General features: G+C 63.9%; 18 protein-coding genes and 1 tRNA gene. 11 read left to right on the top strand and 8 right to left on the bottom strand.

Features of this window, described 5'->3' with window-relative positions; translation table 11 throughout:
• The first annotated feature begins 109 nt into the window (after positions 1 to 109).
• The 4 genes from B3H47_RS09115 to B3H47_RS09100 are packed head-to-tail and all read left to right on the top strand — an operon-like array spanning position 110 to position 2,778.
• Complete coding sequence (locus tag B3H47_RS09115; protein ID WP_013104465.1) at positions 110 to 547, top strand: CopD family protein; 438 nt, start codon at positions 110 to 112, stop codon at positions 545 to 547.
• Positions 548 to 589: 42 nt separating this feature from the next.
• Complete coding sequence (locus B3H47_RS09110) at positions 590 to 1,741, top strand: VanZ family protein (protein ID WP_286986785.1); 1,152 nt, start codon at positions 590 to 592, stop codon at positions 1,739 to 1,741.
• A gap of 2 nt (positions 1,742 to 1,743) precedes the next feature.
• Entirely contained in the window at positions 1,744 to 2,082 is a 339-nt protein-coding gene (locus B3H47_RS09105) for a (2Fe-2S) ferredoxin domain-containing protein (RefSeq protein ID WP_286986784.1), read from the top strand.
• A gap of 15 nt (positions 2,083 to 2,097) precedes the next feature.
• Positions 2,098 to 2,778 carry an alpha/beta hydrolase gene (locus B3H47_RS09100; RefSeq protein ID WP_286986783.1) on the top strand — a complete coding sequence of 227 codons (681 nt, stop codon included), beginning with the start codon at positions 2,098 to 2,100 and terminating at the stop codon, positions 2,776 to 2,778.
• Between the two features lie 76 nt (positions 2,779 to 2,854).
• Here the strand turns inward: B3H47_RS09100 and B3H47_RS09095 are convergent, their stop codons facing one another.
• The gene (locus tag B3H47_RS09095; RefSeq protein ID WP_286986782.1) at positions 2,855 to 3,133 is read right to left on the bottom strand and encodes a hypothetical protein; all 279 of its coding nucleotides are present in this window, start codon (positions 3,131 to 3,133) and stop codon (positions 2,855 to 2,857) included.
• 73 nt (positions 3,134 to 3,206) lie between these two features.
• On the opposite strand from B3H47_RS09095, the gene B3H47_RS09090 reads away from it, so the two are divergent.
• Positions 3,207 to 4,448: a D-alanyl-D-alanine carboxypeptidase family protein gene (locus B3H47_RS09090; RefSeq protein ID WP_079668500.1), complete on the top strand. Its 1,242-nt coding sequence runs from the start codon at positions 3,207 to 3,209 to the stop codon at positions 4,446 to 4,448.
• Between the two features lie 20 nt (positions 4,449 to 4,468).
• Here B3H47_RS09090 and miaB read toward each other — a convergent pair whose 3' ends face one another.
• From miaB to B3H47_RS09065, 5 genes are all read right to left on the bottom strand, one after another.
• A complete protein-coding gene (gene miaB, locus B3H47_RS09085; RefSeq protein WP_286986781.1) occupies positions 4,469 to 5,812 on the bottom strand; it encodes a tRNA (N6-isopentenyl adenosine(37)-C2)-methylthiotransferase MiaB in 1,344 nt (447 codons plus the stop codon).
• A 14-nt stretch (positions 5,813 to 5,826) separates the two neighbouring features.
• Complete coding sequence (locus tag B3H47_RS09080) at positions 5,827 to 6,192, bottom strand: hypothetical protein (protein ID WP_286986780.1); 366 nt, start codon at positions 6,190 to 6,192, stop codon at positions 5,827 to 5,829.
• 159 nt (positions 6,193 to 6,351) lie between these two features.
• A tRNA-Met gene (locus tag B3H47_RS09075) sits at positions 6,352 to 6,428 on the bottom strand.
• A gap of 31 nt (positions 6,429 to 6,459) precedes the next feature.
• Entirely contained in the window at positions 6,460 to 7,245 is a 786-nt protein-coding gene (locus B3H47_RS09070; RefSeq protein ID WP_286986779.1) for an enoyl-CoA hydratase, read from the bottom strand.
• Between the two features lie 37 nt (positions 7,246 to 7,282).
• A complete protein-coding gene (locus tag B3H47_RS09065) occupies positions 7,283 to 9,160 on the bottom strand; it encodes a M61 family metallopeptidase (protein WP_286986778.1) in 1,878 nt (625 codons plus the stop codon).
• A gap of 143 nt (positions 9,161 to 9,303) precedes the next feature.
• On the opposite strand from B3H47_RS09065, the gene B3H47_RS09060 reads away from it, so the two are divergent.
• From B3H47_RS09060 to B3H47_RS09040, 5 genes are all read left to right on the top strand, one after another.
• On the top strand, positions 9,304 to 10,113 hold the full coding sequence (locus B3H47_RS09060) for an EAL domain-containing protein (protein ID WP_276728945.1): 810 nt from the start codon (positions 9,304 to 9,306) through the stop codon (positions 10,111 to 10,113).
• Positions 10,114 to 10,202: 89 nt separating this feature from the next.
• Positions 10,203 to 11,639, top strand: a complete 1,437-nt coding sequence (locus B3H47_RS09055; RefSeq protein WP_286986777.1) for an MFS transporter — start codon at positions 10,203 to 10,205, stop codon at positions 11,637 to 11,639.
• A gap of 52 nt (positions 11,640 to 11,691) precedes the next feature.
• The gene (locus tag B3H47_RS09050; protein ID WP_286986776.1) at positions 11,692 to 12,516 is read left to right on the top strand and encodes a hypothetical protein; all 825 of its coding nucleotides are present in this window, start codon (positions 11,692 to 11,694) and stop codon (positions 12,514 to 12,516) included.
• Positions 12,517 to 12,540: 24 nt separating this feature from the next.
• Positions 12,541 to 13,086, top strand: coding sequence for an adenine phosphoribosyltransferase (locus B3H47_RS09045; RefSeq protein ID WP_286986775.1), 546 nt, complete (start codon positions 12,541 to 12,543; stop codon positions 13,084 to 13,086).
• Between the two features lie 2 nt (positions 13,087 to 13,088).
• Positions 13,089 to 13,565 (top strand): LEA type 2 family protein, encoded by a 477-nt coding sequence (locus B3H47_RS09040; RefSeq protein ID WP_286731782.1) that lies wholly within the window; start codon positions 13,089 to 13,091, stop codon positions 13,563 to 13,565.
• Between the two features lie 20 nt (positions 13,566 to 13,585).
• On the opposite strand, the gene B3H47_RS09035 is transcribed toward B3H47_RS09040, so the two are convergent.
• Together B3H47_RS09035 and B3H47_RS09030 are read right to left on the bottom strand one after the other, a co-directional pair.
• On the bottom strand, positions 13,586 to 13,900 hold the full coding sequence (locus B3H47_RS09035) for a DUF3817 domain-containing protein (protein WP_013104478.1): 315 nt from the start codon (positions 13,898 to 13,900) through the stop codon (positions 13,586 to 13,588).
• Between the two features lie 116 nt (positions 13,901 to 14,016).
• Complete coding sequence (locus B3H47_RS09030) at positions 14,017 to 15,594, bottom strand: DEAD/DEAH box helicase (protein WP_286986774.1); 1,578 nt, start codon at positions 15,592 to 15,594, stop codon at positions 14,017 to 14,019.
• A 271-nt stretch (positions 15,595 to 15,865) separates the two neighbouring features.
• On the opposite strand from B3H47_RS09030, the gene ettA reads away from it, so the two are divergent.
• Entirely contained in the window at positions 15,866 to 17,530 is a 1,665-nt protein-coding gene (gene ettA / locus B3H47_RS09025; protein WP_286986773.1) for an energy-dependent translational throttle protein EttA, read from the top strand.
• The last annotated feature ends 7 nt before the right edge of the window (positions 17,531 to 17,537 follow it).

The raw sequence follows: 17,537 nt of genomic DNA, 5'->3' as shown, positions 1-17,537 counted from the left end.
CCAGCACTGCCGGGGATTTTTTTGCCCGCAATATTCGTTTGTCCCCTGGCAACAAGCTTGCGCCAAGGCTCTTTTACACTGCGACCTTGTCTGCGAAAGGGAGTTCAAGATGGCTTTTCAGTGGGTGCTGACCTGGCACATCATTTTTGTGATCGCGTGGTACGCCGGGCTGTTCTACCTGCCGCGCATTTTCGTCAACCTGGCCATGGTGCCCGCTGACAGCACAGCCGAGCGCGAGCGTCTGCTGATGATGGGCCGCAAACTCTACCGCTTCACCCACATCCTGATGTGGCCGGCCATCATTCTCGGCCTGGTGCTGTGGCTGTATTACGGCATCGGCCTGCGCGGCCCGGGCAACGGCTGGATTCACACCAAGGTCACCCTGGTCGTGCTGCTGGTGATCTATATGTTCTGGTGCAAGCGCATCTTGCGCCAGTTCGAGCAGGGAACCAATACCCGCAGCCACAAGTGGTATCGCTGGTTCAACGAAATTCCCACCATCATTCTGTTCATCATCATTCCGCTGGTGGTCATCAAGCCGTTCTGACGGTTTTACGGGCGCGCCGCTTGCTGGCGTTCATGTTGTCTCATGCCTTCGCCGCATCGCCCTGCGCACAGTGCGCGCCCGGTTTCCCGCTTCATGCGTTATGCGCTGGCGGGCTATGTGCTGCTGATCGTCTATGCCAGCCTCTATCCCTTTTCGGGATGGCGCTGGCAGGGGCTGATGCCGTTTGATTTCGTGCTCGCGCCGCTGCCGCGCTACATCACCTTCAGCGACTTGCTGATCAATGTCGGCGGCTATCTGCCGCTGGGCTATCTCATCGCCCGCAATCTGCCGGCACACTGGCCGCGCTGGGCATCGTGGCTGGCGGCCAGCGCGTTGGCCAGCAGCGTGTCTTTCGGCATGGAAGCCTTGCAGGCTTTTCTGCCCATGCGCGTGTCGTCCAACCTCGACTGGCTGACCAATTCGCTCGGCGGTCTGCTGGGCGCCGCGATCTGCGTTTGGCTGCTGCCACGGCTGCGGCTCGCGGCGCTGCTGCGGCTGTGGCGGGAACGCTGGTTTGCGCCTCATGTGGGCTATGGCTTGCTGCTGTTGGCGCTGTGGCCGCTGGCGCTGCTTTGGCCCGCCGCCGTGCTGTTCGGCACCGGGCAGATCGGGCCGACCCTGTTGCAGCCTGCGCTCGATACCGATACTTGGCGGATTCTGTCGGCTTGGTTTGTCAACAGCGGCCTGCGATTGCCGGATTTCGCGCCGATGAGCGGGCTGCGCCAGAGCAGCATCACCGCGGCCATGCTCGCCGGTTCGCTTTTGCTGCTTGCGGCGCTGCTGCGGCCAGGCGCGCCCCGGCTGCGGCTGGCGCTGGCACTGACCTTCGCCGGCCTGCTGGCCGTCAGCCTGTCGGCCGCCTTGAGTTTCGGCCCAGAACACGCCTTGGCCTGGGCGACCGTGCCCACCCTGCGCAGTGTGGCGCTGGGGTTGATGATCGGCTTGCCGCTGTCGTATCTGCCGCCGCGATGGGGCGCCGCGCTCGGAGCGCTCAGTTTGGCGCTGGCGCTGGGGTGGATCAATGGGTCGGGGCCGGGGCCGTATTACGCGCTGAATCTGCAGGCCTGGAGTCAGGGTCTGTTCATCCGGCTGTATGGTTTGCCGCAGTGGCTGAGTTGGTTATGGCCGTTCGCCGCCCTGATCTATTTGATGGCGCGAGCATTGCGGCCCGTTCGCCACGACAATCTGGGTTAATCATGAACTACTACAAACACCACATTTTTTTCTGTCTGAACCAGCGCGACGCCAGCGCCGCACGGCCGTGCTGCGCCGCCAGCGGGGCGGAGGCTGCATTCGAGCACTGCAAATCAGCCGTCAAGACGCTGGGGCTGGCGGGTGCGGGCAAGGTGCGCGTCAACCGGGCGGGGTGCCTCGATCGCTGCGAGGAGGGGCCGGTCTGCGTGGTCTATCCCGAGGGCGTCTGGTACACCTATGTCGATCAGAGCGATATCGATGACATCGTGCACAGCCATCTGCTGCGTGGCGAGGTGGTGGAGCGTCTGCGTCTGCCGGATCTCCCTGACGCGGATCAGTAATTCGGGCCGATGCAAATGAACGCGCAGACCCGCAAGCTGCTGGTGAAGGGCCCGGCGGGGGCGATCGAAGTGGCGGTCGATGCGCCCGAGGGGCCACCCCGCGGGCTGGCGCTGGTAGCGCACCCTCATCCACTGTTCGGCGGCACGCTCGACAACAAGGTAGCGCAGACCCTGGCCCGCGCCTGGCTGCAACTCGGTTTCTTGGCGGTACGGCCCAACTTTCGCAGTGTGGGCGCCACGGCCGGAGCGTTTGACCACGGCGTGGGCGAAACCGCCGACCTGCTGGCCGTGTTCGACGACTTCATTCCTCAGGTCGCGCAGCAAGCCGGGCTTGAGCGCGAGATCCTGCCCTTGGCGCTGGCCGGATTTTCCTTCGGCGCCGCCGTCGCCGCGCGTTGTGCGCTGGCCTTGCAGCAGCGGGGCGCCACCTTGCAGCATCTCACTTTAGTGGGCACGGCCGTCACCCGTTTCGACGTGCCGCAGATCAAACCGGCCAACGCCACGCCGCTCGCACAGCGCGTGCTTGTGCTGCATGGTGAGCAAGACGATGTGGTGCCGCTGTCCGGCGTGCTCGACTGGGCACGGCCGCAGCAGTTGCCCGTGGTCGTGTTTCCGGGCGCGGGGCATTTTTTCCACGGCCTGCTGCTGCCCCTGCGCGAGTGGGTCTGTCAGTGGCACGGGGCAGAAAACCCCTAAGCGCCCCCAAGACCTGTCGCTGCGCGCCAGGCCCCCCGAGGGGGTGAGAAACTCTTGGGGCGGCCCGGCGAGTTTCTCAGAACGCCAGCAGCACGCGCGTCTGAAACGCGCCTTTGTTTTTTCGTTCCTGCGAACCTTCTCGCCGCCCCGCGCTCTGACCCTCTGCCGCGACATCGAGGAGCCTGTCGGGCTTTGGAATCGTCGGCTGCAAATGGATCGCAGCAGTCCATTTTTCACCGGCTTTTTGACCCATAGCAGGGCTATGGGCCTGCAAATCCGGCAAAAACTGTCCAAGCTGGGCCCCATTTTCGCTATCGACGACCAAAGCCCGACAGGCTCCCAGCGTGCGCGGCAAAACTTCGTCACCCCTGTCACGCCCTCAGGCTGCTAGGGTGTCGGTTTTCTGTTTTGAGTCTCAGGATTCGCCTATGTCCGTTCAATCGTTTGTCGCCGCCTGCAGCGCGGCCTGTCTGCTCGCGCTGTCGCCTTTGGCGCAGGCCGCCCCCACTCCAGCGGCAGCTCCCGCCGCAACGACTCCGGCCCCGAGTGCCGCAGCCGCTCCCCTCACGCCGATGCAGGCCATGCTGGCCACCGTTCCGCCGCCCAAGCTCGATGCGCGGGCCTGGCTGGTGGTCGATCTGACCAGTGGGCAGATCCTCGCCGAGCACGATGCCCACGCTCAGGAGGCGCCGGCCTCGCTGACCAAGCTGATGACGGCTTACTTGACCTTCAAGGCCTTGAAAGAAGGCACCATCAAGCTCAACCAGATGGTGACCGAATCGAAAGAGGCCTGGCAGACCGGTGGCTCGCGCATGTTCATCGACCCGCGAGTGCCGGTGTCGGTTAACGACCTGCTGTTGGGCATGATCGTGCAATCGGGCAATGACGCCGCGATGACGCTGGCGCAGACGGTGGGCGGCTCGGTGAGCGCCTTCGTCGCCATGATGAACCGCCAGGCGCAGCAGTGGGGCCTCAAAGGCACGCATTTCATGGACCCGACGGGCTTGCCCGATCCCGGCCACCACACCACGGCGTATGACCTCTCCATCATCGCTACCCACATCATCCGCGACTTTCCGGCCGATTACGCGCGCTATTTCAAGGTCAAGGAATTCACCTACAACCACATCACCCAGCCCAACCGCGTCAGCCTGCTGTTCACCGATCCTTCCGTGGACGGCATGAAAACGGGTTACACCTCCGAGGCGGGTTACTGCATGATCACCTCGGCGCTGCGCCAATTTCCCAACGGCCCGCGCCGTCTGCTCACCGTGGTGATGGGCACACCCACCGAGCGGGCCCGCGGCGAGGAGAGCCAGGTGCTGCTCAACTGGGCTTATCAGAACTTCGACGACATCGTGCTGGCCTCGCCCGGCAAGCCGGTACTGACTGCGCCCGTCTGGAAGGGCGTGGATAACAAAGTGGAACTGGGCTCCTCGGTGCCGGTGGTCATTTCGGTGCCGCGCGGCATGGGCAAAGACCTTCAGACCAAGGTGGTGCGGCCCGACCCGCTGGTGGCGCCGCTGCAGGCCGGGCAGCGCGTCGGCCAACTCGACGTGAGCATGAGCGGCAAGCCGCTGGCGGTCTATCCGCTGGAGGTCATCAAGGCCGTGCCCGAAGCGGGTCTGTTCGGCCGCGCTTGGGACAGCTTGCGCCTGATGATCAAGTAGAGCGCACAGGCTGAAGCGAATCAGACCGCCGCGGCCTGATCCGCTTCAGCCACGCACACTTCGCCGCGCAGCGAGTGCGGGTAGGCCGTGGTGATGCGCACCGGCACGATCTGGCCGATCAAGCGCGCGTTGGCCTTCAGGTGCACGATGCGGTTGTTTTCGGTGCGGCCCTGCAGTTCCGAGGGATCTTTCTTGCTCGGCCCTTCGATGAGCACGGCCTGTTCCGTGTCCACCATGGCGGCGCTGATGGCCGAAGCCTGCTTCTCGATCTGCGCCTGCAAGGTCTGCAGCCGCTTGAGCTTGACGTCGGCCGGGGTGTCATCCGCCAGATTGGCCGCCGGAGTGCCGGGGCGCGGGCTGAAAATGAAGCTGAAGCTGGCGTCGAACTGCAGGTCCTCGATCAGTTTCATCAACTGCGCGAAGTCGGCCTCGGTCTCGCCCGGAAAGCCGACGATGAAGTCGGAACCGATGCAGATATCGGGCCGCACCGCGCGCAGCCGCCGCACGATGCTCTTGAACTCCAGCGCGGTATAGCCGCGCTTCATCGCTGCCAGAATGCGGTCGCTGCCATGCTGCACCGGCAGGTGCACATGGTTGACCAGTTTGGGGATACGGCCGTAGGCATCGATCAGCCGCTGGGTGAATTCCTTCGGATGGCTGGTGGTGTAGCGGATGCGTTCGATGCCGTCGATCTCGGCCACGCATTCCAGCAGAAAGGCGAAATCTTCGCCCTCTCCCGAGCCCAGCCAGGCATTGACGTTCTGGCCCAGCAGCGTCACTTCGCGCACGCCCAGCGAGGCCAACTCGGCCACCTCGGTGAGCACGTCGACCAAGGGCCGCGAGACTTCCTCGCCGCGGGTGTAGGGCACCACGCAATAGCTGCAATACTTGCTGCAGCCTTCCATGATGGAGACGAAGGCGCTCGGGCCCTCCACCCGTGCGGGCGGCAGATGATCGAATTTTTCGATTTCCGGAAAGCTGATATCGACCTGCGCGCGCCCGAGCGCCTGGCGCTGCGCAATGAGTTGCGGCAGCCGGTGCAGCGTTTGCGGGCCAAACACCAGATCGACATAAGGCGCGCGCTTGACGATGGCCTCGCCTTCCTGGCTCGCCACACAGCCGCCCACGCCGATCAGCAGACTCGGCTTGTCGGCCTTGAGCTCGCGCAGGCGTCCCAGATCGCTGAACACTTTTTCCTGCGCCTTTTCACGAATGGAGCAGGTGTTGAGCAATATGAGATCGGCTTCCTGCGGCGTTGCCACGGGTTCATAGCCTTCAGCCGCGCCGAGCACGTCGGCCATCTTGGCCGAGTCGTACTCGTTCATCTGGCAGCCGAACGTCTTGATAAAGACCTTTTTTGTCACGATGGAAGCGTCCGTCAATTGCTGAAAAACAGCCCGCACTGTCCCGGCGCCTTGGGCAACTGAAGCTGGCTGGCTGTGGAATCGCTCACCAGCCACACGCGAAACACATTGCCCATCGCGTCGGTCTGAAACACCACCGGGGCCTGCAGCCCGTTGAGCTGGTTGCGGGGAATGATGCGGTTTAGCGGGCTGATCACCCGCGCGCCTGGGCCGAGGGTGTAATCGGTGCAGTTGATGCTGACGCTCGGAAACGCGCCAAACGTCGCTAGGCCCTGCAGGCTGCCCATCGGGTAGTTCATCTGCGCGTGAGCCGCGCCCAGGCTGCCCAGACACAGCGCCGCCCCAAGGGCCATCCGACGCAGCAACGGTTGAAGTTTCATGGCCAACTCCTTGGACAAACAACGGTTCAGCGGTTCGCAGGGCGCGCAAAACAAAAAAGCCCAGGCAACAACGCATGGGCTTGGATCAGCGCCCACGAATTCGGCGCGAAGGGTGCAAACGAGAAGCCTACGAAAAAAACGATGTGGGCTGGAAAACTATGGTGGCGCTTCAGGGACTCGAACCCCGGACCTGCGGATTATGATTCCGTCGCTCTAACCGACTGAGCTAAAGCGCCAACACGCAAACAAGCCGCGCAGTATACCGCATCATTTGTTCGTGAAAAGCGGTTTTCGTTTTTCCAGGAAAGCCGCCATACCCTCCTTCTGGTCGGCCGTAGCGAACAGCGACTGAAACAGCCGACGCTCGAAACGCAAACCTTCGGACAGCGACGATTCAAACGCGCGGTTCACGCTTTCCTTGGCCATGAGCACCGAAGCCTGCGAGAAGCTGGAAATGGTTTCGGCCATCGCCACGGCCTCATCGAGTGTCTGCTGCAGCGGCACGACCCGCGCGACCAGGCCGCTGCGCTCGGCCTCATGCGCGTCCATCATCCGGCCGGTGAGGATCAGATCCATGGCCTTGGCTTTGCCCACGGCGCGCGTCAGCCGCTGGGTGCCGCCGGCGCCGGGAATGATGCCGAGCTTGATTTCGGGCTGGCCGAACTGGGCGTTGTCGGCGGCGACGATGAGATCGCACATCATCGCCAGCTCGCAGCCCCCGCCCAGCGCGAAGCCGCGCACCGCCGCAATCACCGGCTTGCGAATCTGCATCATCGCTTCCCAGTTGCGGGTGATGAAGTCCTCCGCGTAGCTGGCGGGAAAGGTCTTTTTCGCCATGGCGGTGATGTCGGCCCCGGCGGCGAAAGCCTTGTCGCTGCCGGTGACGACCATGCAGCCGATGGCCGGATCAGCGTCAAACGCTCTGAGCGCGGCGCCCAGCGCGTCCATCAGGGCGTCGTTCAGGGCGTTGAGTTGCTTGGGTCGATTGAGGGTGATGAGGCCGACGTGGCCTCGGGTTTCGGTCAGGACGGTGGCGTCGTCAGGGGTCTCCATGGGCATCTCCTAAAGGGGCGTTAGAGAACATTGTGCGTCACAGTGCGGTGCCCATCCAGGCGCTCAGACGTTGGCGCTGCGCGGGGCGCGGCTTGTCGGCTAGCCGCAGTTGCACGCGGCTGTCGGGCAGCGCAAACCAAGGCGTTTGACTGTGCTGCTCCAGATCTTGCCGCAGCCAGGTGAGACGCCACACATCGCCCGCTCGGGCCTGTGCATGGCGGCGCTCGATCACGGCTTTGCGCGCCCGCTCGCCGTCCAGCATGAGCAGCAGATCGCCAGCGGCCAGCCCGGCGCGTTCGGCCCAGCCGCCGTTGCGCACGCGCTGCACGGTGAGCCAGCCGCCCGCCTGTTCCTGCGCAGCCAGCCCCAGCGCGTCGAGCGGAGTGTCTTCTTGCGAGGCCCATTGAATGCCGAAATCAGCGAACTGCGTCTTGACCGGGGGCAGTTCAGTGCCGTGAACATGGCGGCGGAAGAAGGCGCGCCAGTCGAGGCCGCTCACTTCCTTGAGCAGCGCGGGCAGGGCGTCTTCGGCCACGCCTTCGGCGCGCAGCGGCGCGTCGGCGCGGCCATAGCGCGTCCACAGCCGACGCATCACGTCGTCCAGCGTGGCCGCGCTTTCGCGGCGCAGCCGCAGGTCGATGGACAAGGCGACCAGCGCGCCGAGCTGGTAGTAGCTCACCGTGGCGTTGGCGGTGTTTTCATCGGGGCGGTAATACTTGGTCCAGGCATCGAAGCTGGCCTCGGCCACGCTTTGAACCTGGCGCCCGGGCGTGCGCAGCACCGCGCCGAGGGTGCGGGCCAGACCGTCGAGGTATTGCTGCGGCGTGATCAGCCCCGCGCGCAACACCATCAGATCGTCGTAATACGCGGTGAAGCCCTCGAACAGCCACAGCAGAGTGGTGGGGTTTTCGGCTTGAAGGTCGTAAGGCGTGAAGGCCTGCGGCTTGATGCGCTTGACGTTCCAGGCGTGGAAGTATTCGTGGCTGCACAGGCCGAGAAAGTCGCGATAGTCGCTGTGGGCGCTATGGGCGCTGTCGGTGTCTTGCAGGCGCGGGTGCGGCAGGCTGCGGCGGGCGCACATCAGGGCGGTGCTGTCGGCATGTTCCAGCCCGCCGTAGCCCTCGGCGGTCGGTGCGACCATGAACAGGTACTCGGCAAACGGTGCGCGCTTGCTGCGGGGCTCGAACAGGGCGATCTGCGCACTGCAGATGCGCTTGAGGTCGCGCGCCAGCCGCCGGGTATCCACGGTGTCGTGCGGCTGATTGCCCAGGGCGATGACCATGACGTGCGGGGCCCCGCCCGCACTGAACTCCAGCCGCAGCAGTTCGCCCATTTCAACGGGATGGTCGATCAGTGCGTCGTAGTTTGCCGCGCGTCGGCTGCCGAAGCCATCGGTGTCGCATTCAAGCGCGGGCAAGGTGGTGGCCACTGTCCAGTGCGGCGCGAAGTCGGCGCAGGCGAGGGTGACGGTGTGCGGCTGCTGCTCGCGTCCAGCGGCTGCGAGCAGCAGGCTGCTGGCGTTGAAAAAGCCGCGCTGAGTATCGAGGTAGGCGGTGCGTACCGAGAGATCGAAGGCATACACCCGGTAGCGCAGCCGTAGCGGCCCGTTGCACGGAGCGGCGCGCCAGCGGTTCTTGGCGATTTTGTGTAGTGCGATGGGTTTGTCGGCGCACCAGGCCTGCAGCTGCAAGATATGGCGGGCGAATTCGCGCACCAGATAGCTGCCGGGAATCCAGACCGGGAGCCAGAACTCCTGCCCCGCTGGTTCCGGGTGGGGCAGGTCGAGCTCGACCAGAAACTGGTGCGCGAGTGCATCGGCAACCGATACCCGGTAGCTCGGGCCGGTCTGCGAGCTGTCGGGAGGGGCTTGGACAAGGGCGGCAGTACGGGAGCGAGGTGAGGCAGAGGAGGTCATGGTGTCGTGCGCTGGCATCGATCGGGCGCGTTGTTGTCAGAGAGCACGGAATTTGTAAGTCCGGATTTGAACGTTTCAAAACCCATGCTAACCTGCCGGAAATATTCAGGCTTGGTCCTTTCAACAACACTCTTCAACAACGATTGAGCGGCACCTTCATTGTGGAACGCGACGTTTTTTCTGAAATTGCCGCACATGCGGGAGCGGGGGCTCCGGCGCTGGTTTATCAACCGCAGGTGAGTTTCCCGGCGGGGCAGGTCATCGGGCTGGAGGTGTTGTTCCGCTGGCGCGCGGAAGATGCGCCGAAGCGGCATTCCCCGCTGATGTTTCTGCCGCAACTGACCCCTGCACAGACCAGTGAGCTGTTTTTCTGGGTGATGGAAGAAGCCATCTCCGAGGCGCGGGTGCTGTCCAACTGGACGGGCTGGAACGGCTACATCTCGGTCAATATCGAGGCCGATCAGATCGGCGATCCGGCCCTGATCGAGCACATCAGCAGTACCCTGCAGCGCTACGCCTGGGCGCCCGAGCGCCTGATGGTCGAAGTGACCGAGCGCCGCGCCATCCCAGCGTTTCCCAGTGTGGCGCGCAATGTGCAGTCGCTGCGCAAGTCGGGCGTGCGGGTGGCGATGGACGATTTCGGCGAGGGCTACGCCTCGTTCGAATACCTCAAGATTCTCGATCCGAGCGACATCAAGATTCCGGCCAGCTTCACGGCGGATGTGACCAAGGACGTGCGCAACGCAGAAATCGTGCGCGGGCTCGTCGATATCTCCCGACGCCTGTCGATCAACGTGGTCGCCGAGGGGGTGGAGACGCGCGAATGCGCCCAGGCGCTGCACGGCATGGGCCTGCAAAGCATGCAGGGCTATCTGTTCGGCGAGCCGCGCGAGCTCGAGGAATGGGCGCAACTGCTCAAACAGCCCGGTGCCAGCGTGTTGCAGCCCAGTTGAAGCAACGCGTCACCCCAAGTCACATTTCGACACCCCGTCTCCTGTTTTTTCCATCCATCATGGAGGAACGATAAATACAGGAGACATGCATGAGCACCATCCCGGCGCCAGTCGGCGCAGAGGCGTCTGAAGGCCCCCGTCCCGGCCACCACGGCGCGCCCACCATCGCGGCGCGCATCGACCGCCTGCCTCCTTCGAAGACCGTGCGCAATATGGTCATCCTGCTCTCGCTGGGCGGGCTGTTCGAGTTTTACGACCTGTTTCTGACCGCTTATATCGCGCCCGGCTTGTTCAAAAGCGGGGTGTTCACCGCGACCACCAAGGGGCTGTTCGGCTTTCAGGGGATTGCCAGCTTTGTCGCGGCCCTGTTTCTCGGTTTGTGGGTGGGCACGCTGTTCGTGAGCTGGCTGTCGGATCGGTATGGGCGGCGTGCGGTCTATACCTGGGCCTTGCTCTGGTATTGCATCGCCACCCTCATCATGGCGTTTCAGCAGACCGCGATGAATATCGACATCTGGCGGTTCATCGCCTCCATCGGGATCGGCCTGGAGATGGTCAACATCGACACCTATGTCTCGGAACTGGCGCCGCAGGCCAAGCGGGGCACGTATTTCGCGATGAACCAGTTCATCACCTTCAGCGCCGTGCCGGTGGTCGCCTTTCTGGGATGGCTGATGGTGCCGCATCAGATCGCGGGGCTCGATGGCTGGCGCTGGGTGGCCATCATCTGCGCGCTGGGCGCCATCGTCATCTGGTTCATCCGGCTGCGCCTGCCCGAGTCGCCGCGCTGGCTGGAAGACAAGGGCCGTCATCACGCGGCTGACGCGATTCTCAGCCGCATCGAGAAGCAGGTGGAACGCGAAACCGGCCAACCCCTGCCCGAGCCGAAGGGCTTTGTGGGCGATGTCGAGCACGTCAAGGCGCGCTGGGGCGAGATGTGGGAAGGCGTGTATCGCAAACGCACGGTGATGCTCATCCTGTTCAATATTCTGCAGACGGTGGGGTACTACGGCTTTGCCAGTTGGGCGCCGACCTATCTCATCGCCAAGGGCTTGGACATTCCGAAGTCGCTGCTCTACACCTTCATCATCGCCTTCGCCTATCCGATTTCGTCCCTCATCGGCGCCTCATTCGGCGACCGCTTCGAGCGCAAATGGCTGATCGCCGTGCCCGCGCTGGCCGTGGCGTTGTTTGGCCTGCTGTTCGCCCATGCGCAAGGGGCGGCCGCGATCATTGTGTTTGGCATTGCGGTGGCGTTTTTCAACAACATCATGAGTTACGCCTTCCACGCTTACCAGAGCGAGCTCTACCCCACCCGCATCCGTGCCCGGGCAGTGGGCTTTGTCTATTCGTTCAGCCGCATCAGCGCGGTGTTCACCGGCTTCGTCATCGCCGATCTGCTCAAGACCTCGGGCGACGTTGGCGTGTTCACTTTCATCGCCGCCGCGATGGTCGGCGTGGCGCTGGTCATCGTCATCATGGGGCCGCGGGTGACGCAGCGGCGGCTGGAGGATATCGCTCGGTAGGCTTTCAAATCGGCGTCGGATAATGGGCCGTCTTCATTCCCCATTGCCCGCCATGACCTCCACTGATCTCATCGTTCCAGACCCCGTATTTCGCCGCGTTCCCGCTGGATTCGGCCTGCGCTGGTGGATGGATGGCTGGCGCAGTTTCATGCAGGCGCCGCTGCCCTGGCTGGGCCTGGCCGTGGCGCTGCTCGTGCTGCTGTGGCTATTGGGCGAGTTGCCGATGGGCGGGCTGCTTTCGCAATGGTTGAGTCTGCCGCTGCTGGCTTTTGGCGTGATTTTTGCGGCGCTGCTGCGCAAGCGGGCGGCGCAAGCGCAAACGATCACGCCGCAAGGCATGCCGGTCGAACCTCAAAATGAAGGCACGCTGTCGTCGACCACGCAGCGGTGGACCGGCCGCATCGGCCCGCTGTTGCTGGTCTCCCTGCTGGTGCTGGCGCTGGGCGGGGTGATCGGCGCGGCGATCGTGATGGGGCTGGGCGCGATGTTCGGCCTGGGGCTGGCCAGCTTTGGCGCGTTTGCCAAAGTCATGACCCCCGGCGTAGGCATGGCCGCAGGTCTGGGCGCCTTGGCGGGTTCGCTCATGACCTTGCTGCTGTTGGTTTTGCTGGCGCTCTATCTGTTCAGCGTGGCGTTCTGGTTCGTCAATACGCTGGTGGCGCTCGGGGGTGTCAGTCCGTGGAACGCGGTCAAGCTGTCGGTGCGAGCCGGGTTCACCAATCTGGCGCCCATTACCTTGTTCACCGTTTTGCTGCTGCCCATTTCCATCGTGGCCATGTTGCCGTTCGGCCTCGGCCTGCTGGTGTTGTTTCCCGTGCTGTCGGGTGCGTCGTTTGCCTCGTACCACGACGTGTTCGGCGACGAGGCGGCGACCTGAATTTTGTTTGTTGAACGGATCACCATGAATGTCATCGACTATCTGCGCCAACACATCCGCACCGTGCCCGACTGGCCGTCACCCGGCGTGCAGTTCCGCGACATCACGCCGCTGCTGCAGAACCCGCGGGTGTTCCGCGTGCTCATCGACCAGTTCGTGCATCGCTACATGGCCCCCGATCTGCGCCCGGACGTGGTGGCGGGCATCGACGCGCGCGGCTTCATTCTCGGCGCCGTTATCGCCTACGAACTCAACATCGGCTTCGTGCCCATCCGCAAGAAGGGCAAGCTGCCTTTCGACACGGTGTCCGAGGAGTACGAGCTGGAATACGGCAGCGCCACGGTGGAGATTCACACCGACGCGGTGCGGCCGGGCGATTGCGTGCTGCTCATCGACGACCTCATCGCCACCGGCGGCACCATGATGGCCGGCAAGCGTCTGCTCGAAAAGCTCGGGGCCAGCGTGATCGAAGGCGCGGCCATCGTCGATCTGCCCGAGCTCGGCGGCTCACAGCTGCTGCGCGATGCAGGCCTACCGTTGTTCACCCTGGTGGATTTCTCCGGGCATTGATGGTGCTGCGGCTGATCAAAAACTGGCGAGGTTTGCTGCCCGCCCTGATGTGGGCGGCGACCCTGTTCGCCTCGCCGCCTGCGCAGGCGCAGCAAGCCGCCGTGGCGCCGGAGGTGTCGATTCGCAGTGTGGACAGCATTGCCCTGCAAGGCGCAACCGCCATCCTCGACCTCACCCTGAATATTCGCAACACCGGGGGGCTGGCCCTGCCGCTGCAGAAACTGCGGTTTCAGATCCAGTTCAACGGCCTGGACGTGGCGCAGGGCGTGAGCACCGCGCCCGTCACCATCGCCGCGCAGCAGCAGGCGCAGGTTCCGGTGCAGGTCGAGGTCAACAGCGCAACACTGCTGAGCCTCATCGCCACCCTGCCGTCGGACGGCACGGTGCGCTACGTGATTCAGGGAACAGCCGAGATCGGCCAGACGATGCTGCAGATTCCCTTCACCCACAGCGGGGCGGTGCAACTGGCTCTGCAGTAGCCCTGTAGTAGCGCAGTCGCTCAGACTGCTGTCGCAGGCGCTTTGTCGAGCTGGCGGCGCATCATGCGGTGCGACCACAGTCCGCCAAACGGAATGAGCGAAGCGAGGAAAACGCCCAGGCTGCGCAAGGGCGAGAGCTGCCCGCGCGAGAGCGTCACCACCAGTGCGATCGTGGCCCAGATGAACAGGGCGCCGTGAATCGGCCCGATGATTTTCACGCCCGTAGGCCAATCGGCCGCGTACTTCAGCGGCACGGCCAGCAGCACCAGGGCGATGAGCGACGAGCCTTCGACCAGCGCCATGACGCTGAGATGGTGAAGCGGGGACTTGAACATGCGCGAAACTCCGATGAATCGAGATAGATGCGCGAAATGCTATGTCCCGAAAAATCCCCTACGACGCCAATGCGACCGAGCGAGTCCCGAGGAATTGCCCGATCGCAATTCCTGCGTCAGCGAGTGCGCTGACCCCCGCCCTGGCGGCGCTGACCGCCGAAGCCAGCAGCTTGTCCACCGCCAGAAGGGCGGCGTCCACGGCCTTGGCCGTTGCGCATGTGCGGAGGCAGGTCGAGTTCGACCCAGGGGGTGCTTTGCCAGGAATCGGCACGGCGTTCCGGCGGTAGGCCGCCTGCACCAGCGGGTGCGCCAGAAGGTTTGTTGCCGTTGCCCGATTGGCGCTGGCCTTGCGGTTTGGCGCTGGCGGGTGTCTGGGCGCGTCCCTGGCCCTGACCGGGGCCGTTGCGGCTTGCGCCGCGATTGCCTGCGTTTGCACCACTGCGGCGTTGACCTTGGCCACCACCCGCGCCGCCTTCACCCTTGCCGCCGCGACGCTCGCCGCCGTGCAGTACGGTGCGGCCCATGACGATGGGCTGCGCCTTGGCGTTGGGGTCGGGCTCGAAGCCCGGAATGACTTCTTGCGTAATGGGGTTGCGCACTAGCTTTTCGATGTCGCGCAGGAAGCCGAGTTCGTCCACGCAGACCAGCGAAATAGCTTGCCCATTGCTGCCCGCACGGCCGGTGCGGCCGATGCGGTGCACATAGTCTTCTGGGATGTTGGGTAGTTCGTAATTCACCACGACCGGAAGCTGGTCGATGTCGATGCCGCGCGCGGCGATATCGGTAGCGACGAGCACCTGCAGCTTGCCGCTCTTGAAGTCGGCCAGGGCGCGCAGGCGGGCGGACTGGGTTTTGTTGCCGTGAAAGCCGGTGGCGACGATGCCGTCCTTGTCGAGTTGTTCGGCCAGACGGTTGGCGCCGTGCTTGGTGCGGGTGAACACCAGAGTTTGCGGCCAGTTGCGTTCGCGGATGAGGTGGACCAGCATGTCGCGCTTGCGCTCGCGGTCGACCGGGAACACGATCTGTTCGACCAGATCGGCCGTGGCGTTCTGGCGTGCGACGGCAACCTGTTGCGGGTTGACCAAAAAGTCGCCGGCCAGCCGCTTGATCTCTTCAGAGAAGGTGGCGGAGAACAGCAAGTTCTGACGCTGCTTAGGCAGCAGGGCGACGATGCGGCGCATGTCGTGGACGAAGCCCATGTCGAGCATGCGGTCGGCTTCGTCGAGCACCAGCATCTGCACCGCGGACAGGTCGATATTGCGCTGGCTTTGGTGGTCGAGCAGGCGGCCGGGCGTGGCCACGACGATGTCCATGCCGCGCGCCAGGGCGTTGATCTGCGGCTGCATGCCCACGCCGCCATACATCGCCATGCTGTGCAGCTTGAGGTGGCGGCCGTAGGCGGCGAGGTTTTCATGCACCTGCGCAGCCAGCTCGCGGGTGGGAGTGAGGATGAGGGCGCGGGGAATGATCTTGCCCTTGGCGTTGCGAGCGGGTTCGCCGCCACTCAGGCGCTGCAGCATGGGCAGGGTGAAGCCGGCCGTTTTGCCGGTGCCGGTCTGCGCCGCGGCCAGCAGATCATGCCCTGCGAGCACAACCGGAATGGCCTGGAGTTGAATGGGAGTGGGTACGGTGTAACCTTGTTCGGCAACAGCACGCACGAGGGGCTCGATCAAGCCCAGATCTTGAAAAGACATGTGAAAAACTTTCGGGAGCGGTGTGTGAACCGATCCAGGACTCTGCCACCGCGCTTGAACAAGCGCGCCAGTCTGCAACAGATGGAGTGGGCCGAGAGGCTCGGCAGGAGTCAAAAGTGACTGCGGCTGGGAGACTGGACATGGCCGCTGAGCAGTATGGTAATGGAATTCTTGCTGCTGCGCGTCATGGCCGTGGCCTTGCAGCGACAATAGCGGTTTGCCCCATGGGATGTGGGCGCGCAGTCTTTCCTCAAACAGGTCTGAAACACAGATGGCTCAATACGTTTTCACCATGAACCGGGTCGGCAAGATCGTGCCGCCCAAGCGTCAGATTCTCAAGGATGTTTCGCTGAGTTTTTTCCCCGGCGCCAAGATTGGCGTGCTGGGCCTGAACGGCTCAGGCAAATCGACCCTGCTCAAGATCATGGCCGGGGTGGATACCGATATTGAAGGCGAAGCCGTGCCGATGGCGGGCTTGCGCATCGGCTACCTGCCGCAAGAGCCGCAGCTCGATCCGGCGCAGACCGTGCGCGAGGCGGTGGAAGAAGGTCTGGGCGGTGTGCTCGCCGCCAAGAAACGGCTGGAAGAGGTCTATGTGGAATACGGAAACGCCGATGCCGACTTCGACAAGCTGGCGGAAGAGCAGGCGCAGCTCGAAGCCATCATCGCTGCAGGCGAGGGCGACAACACCGATCTGCAGATGGAAGTGGCTGCCGATGCGCTGCGGCTGCCCGCGTGGGATGCGATTGTCGGCCCGCTGTCGGGCGGTGAAAAGCGTCGCGTGGCGCTGTGCCGCCTGCTGCTCTCCAAGCCCGACATGCTGCTGCTCGATGAGCCGACCAATCACCTCGACGCCGAGAGCGTGGACTGGCTGGAGCAGTTTCTGCACCGTTTTCCCGGCACCGTGGTGGCCGTCACCCACGACCGCTATTTCCTCGACAATGCGGCCGAGTGGATTCTTGAACTCGACCGTGGCCAGGGCATTCCGTTCAAGGGCAATTACAGCAACTGGCTGGAGCAGAAGGAAGCCCGGCTGGAGCAGGAATCGCGCAGCGAGGCGTCTCACCTCAAGACCATGAAGCAGGAATTGGAGTGGGTGCGGCAAAACCCGAAAGGGCGCCAGTCCAAAAGCAAGGCGCGCATGGCACGATTCGAAGAGCTCTCCAGCATCGAGTACCAGAAGCGCAACGAGACCAACGAGATTTTCATTCCCGTGGCCGATCGCCTGGGCAATGAGGTCATCGAGTTCAAGAACGTGCGCAAGGCGCACGGCGAGCGGCTGTTGATCGAAAACTTGAGCTTCAAGCTGCCGCCGGGCGCCATTGTCGGCGTCATCGGCCCCAATGGCGCGGGTAAGTCCACGCTGTTTCGCATGATTGCTGGCAAGGACAAGCCCGATGCGGGCGAGATCGTCATCGGCCCCACGGTCAAGCTGGTGTACGAAGACCAGAGCCGTGAGGCCCTGCCCGACGACAAGACGGTGTGGGAAGCGGTTTCCGACGGGCTGGACATTCTCAACGTGGGCAAGTTCCAGGTGCCCTCGCGCGCCTACTGCGGGCGGTTCAATTTCAAGGGCGGCGATCAGCAGAAGATCGTGGGCAAGCTCTCCGGCGGGGAGCGCGGGCGGCTGCATCTGGCCAAGACCCTGATCTCTGGCGGCAATGTGCTGCTGCTCGATGAGCCGTCCAACGACCTCGACGTCGAAACCCTGCGCGCGCTCGAAGATGCGCTGCTCGAGTTCGCGGGCTGCATCATGGTGTCGAGCCACGACCGCTGGTTTCTCGACCGCATCGCCACCCACATTCTCGCGGCCGAAGGCGATTCGCAGTGGACGTTCTTTTCCGGCAACTATCAGGAATACGAGGCCGACAAAAAACGCCGTCTGGGCGAAGAAGGCGCGCGCCCGCACCGTCTGCGCTTCAAGGCGCTGCGGTAAGCCGCCC

Origin of the sequence: Thiomonas sp. UBA7699 (assembly GCF_002482605.1) — a bacterium.
Lineage (GTDB): Bacteria > Pseudomonadota > Gammaproteobacteria > Burkholderiales > Burkholderiaceae_C > Thiomonas > Thiomonas arsenitoxydans.
The sequence above is the reverse complement of the archived record's forward strand: the minus strand, read 5'-3'. Positions and strand labels throughout refer to the sequence as shown.